Here is a 12281-nt window from a genome sequence, read left to right on the forward strand (position 1 = left end):
AACGTTGACGGCTCGGAACGCGATAGGCCTGTGGGAGGGATGTCGTGCGATGCCGGTACTGCCGTCGAGGCGGCGAGCAAGCGTGGATCGAGGCAGACGTGGTCACGGTGCGTCTGCTGGCGCTCCTGCGCGTCATGCAGGGCTCGCACGCCTGCAGCCCGAGCGTTCTCGAAGATGATCAGTTGCTCGACCGGATCGGTTCGATGGAGCGCGCCTCCCGAGGTCTTCGTCTCTCCTGATCACAGATGTGAGAGCGAGGCCTACGGCCAGTAGGAGGTGTCGGTTGCCGTGAATCGCATTCGTCTGAGTAGGGCGACGGTGTCGGGAGGCGAGAGGTGATGGATGGTCAGCCAGCCGTGGTGTTCGGCAGCCAGACAGTTGGCGAGGTCGTCGTCGATGAGGACTGCGTGCTGTCCTGCCGGTGGCGGCAGGACGGTGTCGGCGTACCGGAAGATCGCGGGGTCCGGTTTGGCGAGCCGGATCTGGTGGGATTTCACCGTCGCGGTGAAGATGTCCTGGCCGGCCAGCATGCGGGTGCGATGGGGTTCCCATTCGGCGACGCTGTTGGTGAGGAGACCGATCGGTACGCCGTGAGCGGCGATCCGATGCAGTTCGTCGAGGAGAGCCTGGTTGACCGGCCGATCGGCGTACCAGAACTCGTCCCAGCGCCGTAGGTCGACGCGCGGCCTCGTCGTCAGGCACGCGGTGAGTCGATCGGCCCACTCGCGCTGGGACAGAATTCCCAGTTCGAGCGGGCCTAGTCCGTGCAGGCCGAGCCGGTCCGCGACCTGCTCGGCGGCCGCGGCCAGTTCGGGCCATGGGACACCGCTCGCGGCGGCGACTTGTTCGGCGGCCTCCCGCACTGGAGGCGTCAGTACACCGCCGAAGTCGGACCACACGACGCCCACAGTCCTTCGGTCGGTCATGGCAGCCGCATCCCATCGGGGCCGAAGCGGTGCAGGCGTTCGGTGGGAACCGCGACGTGCGCGCTGTCTCCGGGCACGAGCCACTGTTCGCCGTCGCGCTGCACGAGCATGAATCCGCCGTCCGGTCCGGCACAGCGCACGTGTTGCCCGTCGCCGGTGTACTCGCAGGACTCGACGACGCCCTCGATCAGCAACGCGTCGGCCGGCATGGATGCCAACTGCCCGTCGGTGGGCCGCCAGCCGATCCGCTGACCGTTCCGGTCGTGCAGGTTCATCGGCGGGGAGCCGAGGAACGCGGCGACGAACTCGCTCGCCGGACGCCGGTAGAGCTCGTCCGGGCTCCCGCTCTGGGCCACGACGCCGCGTTCCATCACGACGAGGTGGGTCGCCGTCGAGAGTGCTTCCTGCTGGTCGTGCGTGACGAGTACGAGTGTGGTGCCCAGCTCCCTGTGCAGGCGGGTGATCTCGGCGCGGGCCGACGCGCGCAGTTGCGGATCGAGTGCGGACAACGGCTCGTCGAGCAGCAGGAGCGAGGGCCGGCGCACGATGGCCCGGGCGAGCGCCACCCGCTGGCGCTGACCACCGCTGAGTTGGGCCGGACGCCGTCCCAGCAGGTCTTCGAGCCCGAGCAGTGCGGCGACTTCGCCGACCCGGGTACGGATCTGCTGACGCGTCGGCCCAGACCGCCGGTCGTGCCGGGCCTGGAGGCGGAGCCCGAACGAGATGTTCCCCTCGACGGTCATGTGCGGAAACAGGGCGTAGTCCTGGAACACCATCGCCACGTCACGCTCGCCGGGCGAGCGCGTAGTCACGTCGTCGGCTCCGATGCGCAGTACGCCGCCGTCGGGAGTGTCCAGACCCGCGATCGTGCGCAGGATGGTCGACTTGCCGCATCCGGACGGGCCGACGATCACGGTCAGGGAGCCGGCCGGGATGGTGAGGTCGACGCCGGCCAGTGCGACGACAGCACCGAAGAACCGGGTCACACCGGCAAGTTCGACGCGCGCCGGGGCGTGCGTGGGCCGGGGCGGGGACGTGAGAGTGGTCATCGCAGTCCTGAGGTGAGGAAGGCGTCGGTGATCCGGCGCGAGGCGGCGAGGTAGACGACGACGATGGGCAGGCTCGTCAGGGTGGCGGCGGCGAGCAGGCCGCCGTAGTTGATGCCCTCGGCCGTCTCGAACTGGGCGAGCCCGACCTGCACGGTGGTGTGCAGCGCGTCGGGTGTGATGAGCAGTGGCCACAGGTACTCGTTCCAGGTGGTGATGAACACGAGTACGCCGAGCGCCGCGATCGCCGGCCGCAGGCCGGGTAGGACCACATGCCACAGCACCTCGTGCAAGCGGGCGCCCTCGAGCCGCGCGGCAGCGGTCAGTGACGGCGGCAGCGCTTCCACATGCTGTAGCAGCACCAGTACGGCGAGCGCCGATGAACCGAGCTGCGGAACGATGAGTCCTGCCTCGGTGTTCAGCCAGCCGAGCCGCGCCGCGAGCAGGAACTGCGGAACGATCAGCGCCTGCGGCGGGATCGCGAGCGAGAGCGCCGTGAGCAGGAGTACGACCGAGCGCGCCCGCCGCCGGGCGTGGGCGAGAGCGAAGGCCGCGAGTACGGCGATCACCAGTTGCCCGGCGGCGACGCCGGTCGCCATCACCGCGGTGCGTCCGATCAGCTCGCCGGCCGGCCAGCGGGTCAGGACGTCGGCGTAGTTGGCGATCGTCGGATGGGCACTGACCGGAGCGAGGTCGAACACCTCGTTCGCCGGCTTGAACGACGTCAGGATCGCCCACAGCAAGGGGAACACGGTCACCAGGGACAACGCGACGAGTACGAGGTGCCAGCCGGCCGCTTGAAGCAGGGCGGTTCGGCGCCGGTCACTCATACCGGCTTCCTCGCTGGACCAGCAGCACGGCCGCGCCGACGGCGGCGAGCGCGACCAGTACGAGCATCGCGGCCGCCGAGGCCTGGCCGATCTGGAAGAAGCCGAAGCCGAGTGTGTAGATGCGGTAGTACACGGAGTCCGTGGTGTGGTCGGGGCCGCCCTGGGTGAGCACCGCGACGTTCGTGAAGGTCCATTGGCCGGCCAAGACCAGGCTGAGCAGAGCGAGTACGACGGTCGGCCGGACCAGCTGGGGCAGGACCACGAAGCGCATGGTCTCCCACGTGCTCGCGCGTTCGAGCCGGGCCGCTTCCAGCAGCCGCCGGTCGAGGCCAGACAGCGCAGCGCCGTACAGGAGCATGTTGAACGCCGTCACGCGGGCGGCCGTGATCACGACGATCGTGAGCAGTGCGGTCGACGGTGAGCCCAGGAGGTCGACCGGCGGGAGACCCGTCGCCTCCAGCACCCGGGTCAGCAGCCCTTGCAAGGGGTTGAGCAGGAAGCGCCACGCCACGGCTCCGGAGACAGGGGCGATCATGACAGGAAGGAAGAGCAGCGATCGGTAGACCAGCGCGGAGCGCCCGGGACGCATCCACAGCATGGTCGCGATGCCGAGCGGCACGACTGTCGCGAACGGCAGCAACCCGAGCGCGTAGAGCACGGTCTGCACCGCGGAGCGGACGAAGTCGCCGTCGCCGAGCAGGGCCCGGAGGTTGTCGAGTCCCGACCAGGTGGGGTCGTCGGTGAGGCGCCAGTCGGCGAAGCTCAGGGCGAGGGTGACCAGCGCGGGCCCGTAGATCCACACCCCGAGCGCCACGAGCAGCGGGAGGAGATAGCCCCATCCGTTGCGCGTCGTCGTACGAGCGCTCACTGACCGACCAAGTCGCGGATCCGGCCGGCCGTCGTACTGAGGGTGGATCGCACGTCCGCCCGGCGCAACACGATCGGCTCGATCGCGTCGTCCTGCAGCATCACGATCGCCTGATTGGCCTTCGGTCCGGAGAACGACTGGTACGGCCTGACCGTGCCGAGCTGTTTCAGCGGCGGAAGCAGCAACTGGTGGCCCTTGAAGTAGGTGCCCAGGTACTGCGGATCGGCCACGATGTCGGCGCGCAGCGGCAGGTAGCCGAGATCCTTGGTGATCATCGTGTATCCCTCCTTGCTGGTGAGGAACTTGACGAACTGCCACGCCGCCTTCTGCTTCGCGGAGTCCTTGCTCAGCACCATCAGGCCGGCACCAGAGAAGGTCGGGCGCGGTGCCGAAGCGCCGAACGTCGGGAATCCGGCGCTGCGCAGCTCGAACTTGCCCTTGGCCTTGGCCTCGAGCTGACCGGAGACCGCCGTACTGGCGACGAACATGGCGAGGTTGCCCTTCGCGAAGTCGCTCAGCGCGTCCTCCACGCCTACGGCGGGCTGGAGGCCTGAGGTGGTCAGGCCTTGCAGGGCTTGGAGTCCCGCGACGGCCTGGTCGGAATCGATCGTGGCCGAACCGTCGTCGCCGATCAGCGAGCCGCCGGCCGAGTTGACGACCGACTGGGTGAGGTAGTCCGACTTGCTCGGGTCGGCGATCCCGAAGTACACACCGTGATGACCGGCGGCGACGATCGCCTTGGCGCTGGTGCGGATCTCGTCGATCGTGGCCGGGGGGTCCTTCGGATCCAGGCCCGCCTTCTTGAACAGATCGGCGTTGTAGAACAGGGTCGGCACCGAGACGGTGTACGGCAGTGCGTGGACCTCGCCGTCGGAGGTTCCGGTGGTGAGGAAGACCGGCGCGATGCCGTTGACCGAGGAGTCCCAGTCGTTGCCGGCCAGGGACTTCAGCGACTGCGTGGGCAAGGTCTCGAAGGCTTCGGCGAGCTTGCTGTAACCGATCTGCACCACGTCCGGTGCCGCCCCGGCCGCGACAGCGGCCTTCGTCTTGGTGAGGACATCGGCGGTCGCCACGCCCTGCGGCTTCACCGTGATCTCGGGATGAAGCTGCGCGAAGCGGTCGAGCAGTGCCTGCGTGCCGGTGCCGGCCTTGCCCTGGGTGCCGTAGTTGTACGACGTGAAGGTGATGGTCGTGTGACCCGTCCCGCCATCGGCCGATCCGGACTGCCCGGCCGGCGAGCAGGCGGCCAGACCGAGCAGCGAACCGGCCGCGAGTACTGCGGCACAGACGGTGTGAAGGCGCTTCATGCGGAGACCTTTCGAGTCGGTACGACGGGGATGCGGTGGCCGGGATCGGCGATCCGGACCGGTCCGCCGAACTCGCCGGCGGCACGTTCGCGGTGCCACTCGAGGTCAAGTGGATCGGTCGAGGAGAAGTGGGTGAGCACGAGTTCCGCCGCCCCGGCGTCAGCCGCGGCGCGGCCCGCATCGCGCGAGCAGAGGTGCCCGTGGCCGCTGCGGTCGGTTTCCCGCAGTGTGCTCTCGCTCAGCAACAGTCCGGTGCCTGCGGCAAGGACCGGGAGGGCGTCGGTGACTCCGGTGTCGCCGGTATAGACCAGGTTGGCCGGACCGGACTCGACCCGTATGCCGCAGTTCGGGGCGGCGTGGCGGAGCAGCTCGAACCGGACCGAGAGGTGGCCGACGGCAACTGTCTCGCCCGGCTCGTACTCATGGACCGCGAAGGCGACGTCGAAGGCACGATCGAGCAACGGATGGGTGGTCACCGGGAAGAGCCCGGCCAGCGACTCGAGCACGCTGGTGGCTCCGCAGGGAACGAACAGCGGCGTCCGCGGCACCGACTCGTCGAGTTCGAGGTCCGCGCTCTCGTCGGTACGGCGGATCCGGCGGCCCAGCAGCAGCTTGCCCAGCGGCAGCAGGTCGTAGACGTGGTCGGAGTGCAGGTGGGTGATGGCGACGGCGTCGGGCAGGTCCGCCCCGATCACGGTTCCGAGGCGTAGCGCCGTACCGGGGCCGGCGTCGAGTTGCAGGGTGATGCCGCCGTCACGTACGAGGTAGCCGCTGCTCGCGTGACCGCCGGCGGGCATGCCGGCCATGATGCCGAGGGGATGAAGGTCCATGAACCGCTCTCGCTCACCGACGCCCGGGGCGGCGTCGCTCGGGCCCATGCTCGGCCGGATCGCGAACCACCATCAACGACCGATTCGCGATCGGTCGATCGGTCCGCACGATCGGTGCTCAGGCTCTACGCACGGTCTCCGCCAGGCGGACGAGTTGGGCGACAGTGCTGTTCACCAGAGGTTCATCGGCGGACTCGCTCCAGGCCACGTGGATCTCCAGGCTCGGCTCGGCCGGGTCGAGCCGGAGCACGTGCAAACCGTTCGCCCGGTACTGCTCCCCGCGCGGCAGCGAGCAGAATCCGACCGCGTCGCTGGTCTCCAGCTCGAGCAGGTAGCCCGACGGGTCGGTGGTGCTCGGCGTCCGTGGCAAGCGGGTCCCGTACCGGGCCGCGGTGGCCACGAGAACCTCCTCGATCACCGTGCCACCGCCGTGGTACCCGGTCATCGTGGGAAACTCGAGCACCTCGTCGTACCGCAGCCGCTCGCGCCCGGCCAGCGGGTGTCCTGGCCGGACGATCGCGACGACCGGGACGTCGAGCAGGTGTGCGCTGGTGACCCCGGGAACGTCGACCGGCCCGTAGACGAGCGCGAGGTCGAGGTCGCCGCGGCGCAGCGCACGGAGCTGGTCCGGGGTACCCAGCTCGCGCAGCATCGTCGCCAGGCCTGGGTTCTGAGCGCGCAGGTCCTCGAGCAACGGGAGCAGCAGCAGGCGGCTGGCCGGGTAGTTGGTGGCGATCCGCAGGGCGCCGTACCGGCCGGCCGCCGCTTCACGCGCCCGACGTACGGCGTGGTCCGCCGCCGACAGCACCCGCTCGGCTTCGGCGAGAAACACCTTGCCCGCCGGCGTCAGCCGCACGGTCCGCGAGCTGCGGTCCACGAGCCGTACGCCGACGTCACTCTCCAACCGCTGCAGCTGCTGACTCACCGACGCCTGCGCCAGGAACAGCCGCTCCGCCGCCCGGCCGAAGTGCAGCTCCTCGGCGATCGCCCGAAAGACCTCCAGTTGCCGCAACTCCATAACCCCACGCAAACCGAGCCACGTGAACAACAGTCAAAGTGCCCACGCGGCCGACTGCGACGGTGAGGCCGAAGGACAGGGCTGGTTCAGTAGGCGACGGTGAAGCGGGTGCGGTGGTGTTTGGGGGTTTCGAGTTCGTCGGTGAAGGCGATCGCGTAGTCCGGGCCGGAGATCTGGGAGACGCCGTTCTCATCGCGCAGCAGGACATCGTCACCGATCCGGAACGTGCCGGTGCGAGTGCCTGGATTGAACGATCCATACAGCATCGGCGGGCTCAGATAGAACCAGTCGGCGTCCACGGTGGTGTTCCGCAGTACGTCGAGTGCACGCGCGTGGGCTTGTGCTTCAGGGAGGTACTCGGCCGGCCACTCCGGCAGGTCCAGCACCAGCGGACCGCCCGGCGAGGACGCGAGGCTGCCGGTTCCACCGACCACACCGAGGCGCGCGCCGGTTTCGGCTGCGGCCCGGAGCATCGTCGGTACGACGTCCTTCAACTCCGGGGAACCCGGCGGGATCGAGGGAATCGCGAGCACGATGATGTCGGCGCCCTTGCTCACATCCCGGACGAACGCATCGTCGTACGCCGATCCAGCGGTCGCCGTGAGCTGTGGATGTTCGGGTAGTTTGCTGATGTCACGGGCTACGCCGATCACGCTGTGGCCGCGATTCAGCAGCTCCTCGGTGATCTGGCCGCCGGCGTAACCGGTCGCGCCGAAGACGACGACTGTGGACATAGGGATTCTCCTCATTGTTGGTTCTTGCGCCGGGCACGGGACGCCCGGAGGTTCGGGGCGTTGCCGCACACCTTGGAGTCGTGCCAGACGCGGGCCTGATTGCGTGACTCGTCGTAGAAGCTGACGCCGCAACGCGTTCCCGCGCACGACTTCAGCCGCGACAAGGTGCCGTTGCTATGGGCAAGCAACAACTCCAGGGCCACCAAGGCGGCCACACCCTCCCAGCCACGCTCCACTGGCCTGTAGTCGACACCCCCGTCCGAGTCGAACTGCAGCCGGATGTCGACCGGAAGCAACTCCGCAGGCGCCGCAGCTGATGGCTGAAGGTGCTCTGCCTGTGCTCGCGTCGCCTGTCGCAGTTGCTCACGCAGACGCCGAAGCGGCGGCAGGTCCTCCGCGCTCAGCCGCAGGTCCGGCGCCGATTTGCCCGTGGCATCCGCCCAACGAGCCAGCGCATCCCGCAACCAGCCGTTCGCGGCTGCCGGATCGGCAAGCTGATCCTCGGTTCCCTGCAGCTCATCGAGCGCCGTGTTCACCAACTCCTGCGCCAGCCGCAACCCACCAGGCGCCAACACGAGCCCGAACCGCCCCGTACTCGATGACATAACCAAAACCTATACGCTTACGTCATCCCATACAAGGTCAGATCCCGGTTGCTGACACGATCCCAGCGATCAATGCGCGCAATGCGGCCAAGGACTGCCTGATGTCGACCCGGTCGGGTGCCACCAGCCACTGCTGGTGGATGCCGATCGCGGCCCCGACGATCGCGACCGCCAGCGCCTCGGTAGACACGCCGGCCGGCGCGGACCGGTCCAGCCAGCGCCGACAGTGACCACGCAGGGTCTCGTGGATCGCGACGTAGCGGTCATGAATGGGCGAGTCCGGCTCCAGGGCCTCGACCAGCAGCGTGACGAACAGTTTGGTCGTGGGCCGCGCGAACAGGTCTTCGAGACTCTTGACCAGGTGATCCAGCTCCGCCTCCCCACCCTGGTCGGGCAGGTTGTCGAGGCTCGCGTCGACGAGTTGCACCGACCGTTCGAGGACCGCCAGCAGCAGCCCTTCCTTGCTGCCGAAGTGCCACGGAATGGATCCCCGGCTGATCTTGGACCGCTCGGCCACATCGGCGAACGTCGTCTGGCGGTAGCCCTTGTTCGCGAACAGTTCCGCCGCCGCGGCGAGGATCAGCTCACGGCTCTCCCCGCTGGTCTGCTCCCGTCGTGTTGTCACGTCACCTCTCTATGTTGATAAAAACAGGCTATGCTGGTCAGCATAGACAATCGCTCCGGCGAGGAGGGCCCATCCGTGAGACTTCCGAACACCGCGCACACCAGCATGCCGTGGCGCGTCCATGAGCTCACCTCCGACTTCACGGTCGAGGACGTGTGGGCGTTCCGCACCCCGGGAGCCGGCCCTGACGACTTCCCGACGATGCTGGCAGCGATGCGGGCGGCCGGTGGGTTCGCGCGACAGACCTGGCCGGTGCGGTTCTTGTTCGCCTTTCGGTGGAAACTCGGCGCACTCTTCGGCTGGGACGACCCGAAAGCGGCTGTCGGTGCGCGGGTTGCCTCGCTCCACGATCGTCTGCCGCGCGACCTTCGCGATGCTCCTCGTGGTGGAGACAGCGACGACATGCCCTTGAAGGCGGTTTACGAGCTCGATACGGAGGCCGCTCGCGAACTGGCGAACCGGACCGTGCACACCGTGATGCACCTCGGGTGGGCGCAGGCCGCCAACGGTGACCACGAGCTGCGAATGGCCGTCCTCGTCAAACCCAACGGATGGTTCGGGCGGATCTACCTGGCGGCCATCGCGCCCTTTCGGTACGTCGTCGTCTACCCGGCCTTGACCCGGCAATGGGAACGAGCCTGGCGCGACCGCAACGAACTTGCATTGCACCGCGGTAAACGAGGCCGGCGATGAACGCCAGTGGGCGCATGCTGCGCTGGGCCGGAGGCATCATGCTCGCGCTGGGGACGGGTCATCTGCTGCTGTCGGCTGTCTTCGCCCGGGAACAGATCACCGGCTGGGTAGATCGAGGCGTATGGGCCGCCGTTCCGCTCGCGCTGACGGCCATCGGCACCGATCAGACGGCGGAGTCCCTTCAGAACCAGGCCACCTTCTGGGCCGCTCCGGGAAGCTTCGCCGTACCCCTGATCCTCCTCGGCGGCCTGACCTGGCATCTCGCCGGCCGCGGAGTGGCCCTACCGCCCTGGATCGGCTGGGCACTAGCGGTCTGGTGCCTGCTGGCCGGCATCCTCCTCGTGCCGTCCCCCTACTTCGCCGGAATCATCTCCGGCGCCCTCATCATCACCGCCAACCGAAAACAAGCCCCGCCGCAGACAGCCCACGACCGCCAGAACAACCCGGCCTGACTCCCGCCCACAGCTTCAGCGACCCTCGCCGGACCCAGACCGAAAATCCGCTTTCACACGCGTCGTCGCACCCGTGACCGTCCTGATCAGCCGGTTGCGGTTATAGGTCGTCGTCTTCGGCTCGGCACGCGCTGTCATCGCTCACGCCTTGTCGATTGCGGCAGCTACCCAAGTCACAAATGCGTCAGTCTCGACCGACTCATCAGCGACGATCTGATGCCCGTACGTCGCGAGGAGGCGATCGACGTCGACGTTGTACTTCGGGTTGGCCACGCCCGTGAACCCCATGATCACGTGCCGCTGAAACGCGGCGTCACGAGCTCCTTTGTCGAACATGACCCACTGCAAGTTCGGGCTACGCTCGATCATCACGTCGCCGAGGAACAACGCGAGATCGTTGACCACGGCATACCACAGGTTCCGGAGCCGGCCAGTCCCCGAAACGCCCTCCACCTCGCAGCGGAACCAGTCATTGACGACCTGCAAGCCTGCATCGTCGGGCGTCAACACCACACCGTTACCCTCCAGCAACCGACGCAGCTCGGACGCTCGCTCCTGCCTCGCGTCCATCAACCGCACAAACGCCGCACGCGCCTCACGCCTCGTCACCTCATGTAGCGGCCGGGTGACACCTGGATCGAATGGCGAGTAATCGCACCAATTCACGCCCGTCGCGCCACCGTAAACGGTGTCCCGTTCACTCAACATCTCTCGGCATCCGAATAATTCGCATCATGGCACCCATCAAGTCGGCCGACCAACGCGATCACTCACCTGGTGCCAGCCATGACGCAAGCAGCTCCCGTTCCTCGAGACCGTCTTCGTTCGCAGGACACAGGCGTTGCAATTCATTGAAGAAGTTAAGACCTTCGCGTGCGACAACCTGATAAAGCTCGTCCACCGGTGCAACGGCGCTGCGATTGATGCCCTCACCGTCTGACACCGTCACCAGGACGTTGCCGGCCCAGACGAGTTCCGCCTTGAAGGAGATTGGCTGGTCGGGAAACCCTCGTCTACCAAGTCCGGTACGACGGCATTCATCAAGCGCTTGGACCACCAACGGCCACAACCAGTTCACATCGTCCCAAAGATCGGTACCCAACACCTCGGATTCGTCGATAATGAGACTGACTGCGCCGGCCACGTAGTAGCAGTCCCCCTCGTAGCGCAGCGCCTCGCCCACAGGCAAGAATTCCTCGCCGGACCGCACAAACGTCCGCACCTGCACTCTGCTCATGGCAGTGTCCCAGAGTAGAACTTCCCAATCCTGCCCGTGGACGCGCCCAACGTGGTCCGTACCGTTCACAGTGCCTGGATGACCTCGATCGAGAGACCGTCGAGATCGGAGGGCCGGAGAAGCTTCGGCTGAGCGATCATTACGGCCCACCTATCGGAGGCACGGTCGTCAGGCCTGAGGCGCTCACAGCACGAGCCTCCCAGCATCCAGCGCGTCGGCCGACCACAGCACACCATCCCCGTCCAGCACCCAGATCCGGTCATCTCGCTCTGAAGCGATCGCACGAGCCCAACGGACGAACAGTGCCTCAGAGCGACACTCGACCCAGCACGCCGTCGCACTGCCTTGATCCAAGCCGCTCACGTCACCACGCACATCGGTCGGAGAAGCTCGCAGATCAGCGTCAAACTCAGGTCCAATAGTCCCGAAGACGGTGAACAGGAATCCTGATCTGTCTTCGATCTGGACTGTTTGATCGGCCGCCGTCCGTCCGCCGGCCAGGACCAGGACATCCTCGATCTGCCTGTACAGCCCAGGATCATTCGCGAGAACAAATGCCCCTTTCATCCTAGCTCCCTGATAATCGCCAGCAGTTCGTCTTGGGATCGCGCCCATCGGAATTCCCTGGCGGGCCGCAGCCTCCCATGCCCCATTTGGAATGTCAGGAGCATAACCGATCGCTGTTCTCCCCGTCGTGATGCCCGTACGGACAAGGTGCCCGGGCACACCTCGCGCGCTGCCACTCTTAACCTGGACAACCAGGTTGCCGAGATCGATGTCGATCTCCCGCTTCAGTCCGTTGGACATCGCGATCTGCGAGTTGACTCCGACGACATGGCCCGGCATCGCGGCCTCGATCGCATTCGCCGCATTAGCTACATGAGGATCAGCAGACGTGAACGCTCTTGCGGCAAGGAAGCGCGCCGTCGCGGTCTCGGCTCTGGCGGCGGCGAGTCCTTCTGCGGTTCTGACGCCGATTCCGAGGGCCTTGCCTCCGTCGGTGAAGCCGAGCCCTGTCAGCACTGCTCCCTGTCTTGCAGGTCTGCCAGTTGGCCTGGTAGTTCCGCATTTGAACGGCGGCCTTGCAAGCCTCGTAGGTCTCCTGCACCG

The 12281-nt window shown here is 67.1% G+C and carries 15 protein-coding genes; 2 read left to right on the forward strand and 13 right to left on the reverse strand.

The window, feature by feature from the left end:
* Positions 1-260: 260 nt before the first annotated feature.
* The 10 genes from ACLJOO_RS26310 to ACLJOO_RS26355 form a co-directional block, all read right to left on the reverse strand.
* Positions 261-926: an HAD family hydrolase gene (locus ACLJOO_RS26310; protein WP_410790065.1), complete on the reverse strand. Its 666-nt coding sequence runs from the start codon at positions 924-926 to the stop codon at positions 261-263.
* Positions 923-1975, reverse strand: a complete 1053-nt coding sequence (locus ACLJOO_RS26315; RefSeq protein ID WP_410790066.1) for an ABC transporter ATP-binding protein — start codon at positions 1973-1975, stop codon at positions 923-925. The genes ACLJOO_RS26310 and ACLJOO_RS26315 overlap by 4 nt, the downstream gene beginning before the upstream one ends.
* The gene (locus tag ACLJOO_RS26320; protein WP_410790067.1) at positions 1972-2802 is read right to left on the reverse strand and encodes a carbohydrate ABC transporter permease; all 831 of its coding nucleotides are present in this window, start codon (positions 2800-2802) and stop codon (positions 1972-1974) included. The genes ACLJOO_RS26315 and ACLJOO_RS26320 overlap by 4 nt, the downstream gene beginning before the upstream one ends.
* Entirely contained in the window at positions 2795-3670 is an 876-nt protein-coding gene (locus ACLJOO_RS26325) for a carbohydrate ABC transporter permease (protein ID WP_410790068.1), read from the reverse strand. The genes ACLJOO_RS26320 and ACLJOO_RS26325 overlap by 8 nt, the downstream gene beginning before the upstream one ends.
* Positions 3667-4977 (reverse strand): extracellular solute-binding protein, encoded by a 1311-nt coding sequence (locus tag ACLJOO_RS26330; RefSeq protein ID WP_410790069.1) that lies wholly within the window; start codon positions 4975-4977, stop codon positions 3667-3669. The genes ACLJOO_RS26325 and ACLJOO_RS26330 overlap by 4 nt, the downstream gene beginning before the upstream one ends.
* Positions 4974-5807 carry an MBL fold metallo-hydrolase gene (locus ACLJOO_RS26335; protein WP_410790070.1) on the reverse strand — a complete coding sequence of 278 codons (834 nt, stop codon included), beginning with the start codon at positions 5805-5807 and terminating at the stop codon, positions 4974-4976. Before ACLJOO_RS26335 ends, ACLJOO_RS26330 begins: the two co-directional genes overlap by 4 nt.
* A gap of 118 nt (positions 5808-5925) precedes the next feature.
* Entirely contained in the window at positions 5926-6825 is a 900-nt protein-coding gene (locus tag ACLJOO_RS26340) for a LysR family transcriptional regulator (RefSeq protein ID WP_410790071.1), read from the reverse strand.
* An 86-nt stretch (positions 6826-6911) separates the two neighbouring features.
* Positions 6912-7559, reverse strand: coding sequence for an NAD(P)-dependent oxidoreductase (locus ACLJOO_RS26345; RefSeq protein ID WP_410790072.1), 648 nt, complete (start codon positions 7557-7559; stop codon positions 6912-6914).
* A gap of 11 nt (positions 7560-7570) precedes the next feature.
* Positions 7571-8164, reverse strand: coding sequence for a CGNR zinc finger domain-containing protein (locus ACLJOO_RS26350; RefSeq protein WP_410790073.1), 594 nt, complete (start codon positions 8162-8164; stop codon positions 7571-7573).
* Between the two features lie 37 nt (positions 8165-8201).
* Positions 8202-8789: a TetR/AcrR family transcriptional regulator gene (locus ACLJOO_RS26355; RefSeq protein ID WP_410790074.1), complete on the reverse strand. Its 588-nt coding sequence runs from the start codon at positions 8787-8789 to the stop codon at positions 8202-8204.
* A gap of 75 nt (positions 8790-8864) precedes the next feature.
* Here ACLJOO_RS26355 and ACLJOO_RS26360 point away from each other — a divergent pair, with 75 nt between their 5' ends.
* Positions 8865-9482, forward strand: coding sequence for a DUF2867 domain-containing protein (locus ACLJOO_RS26360; protein WP_410790075.1), 618 nt, complete (start codon positions 8865-8867; stop codon positions 9480-9482).
* A complete protein-coding gene (locus ACLJOO_RS26365; protein ID WP_410790076.1) occupies positions 9479-9934 on the forward strand; it encodes a DUF6463 family protein in 456 nt (151 codons plus the stop codon). Before ACLJOO_RS26360 ends, ACLJOO_RS26365 begins: the two co-directional genes overlap by 4 nt.
* Positions 9935-10075: 141 nt before the next feature.
* Here the strand turns inward: ACLJOO_RS26365 and ACLJOO_RS26370 are convergent, their stop codons facing one another.
* The 3 genes from ACLJOO_RS26370 to ACLJOO_RS26380 all read right to left on the reverse strand — a co-directional run bounded on the left by ACLJOO_RS26370 (position 10076) and on the right by ACLJOO_RS26380 (position 12194).
* Complete coding sequence (locus tag ACLJOO_RS26370) at positions 10076-10642, reverse strand: hypothetical protein (RefSeq protein ID WP_410790077.1); 567 nt, start codon at positions 10640-10642, stop codon at positions 10076-10078.
* Between the two features lie 58 nt (positions 10643-10700).
* Positions 10701-11171, reverse strand: coding sequence for a hypothetical protein (locus tag ACLJOO_RS26375; protein WP_410790078.1), 471 nt, complete (start codon positions 11169-11171; stop codon positions 10701-10703).
* A gap of 183 nt (positions 11172-11354) precedes the next feature.
* On the reverse strand, positions 11355-12194 hold the full coding sequence (locus ACLJOO_RS26380) for a hypothetical protein (RefSeq protein WP_410790079.1): 840 nt from the start codon (positions 12192-12194) through the stop codon (positions 11355-11357).
* Between the last annotated feature and the right edge of the window lie 87 nt (positions 12195-12281).

This window comes from Kribbella sp. C-35, assembly GCF_046549195.1.
In the GTDB taxonomy this organism is placed as follows: Bacteria; Actinomycetota; Actinomycetes; order Propionibacteriales; family Kribbellaceae; genus Kribbella.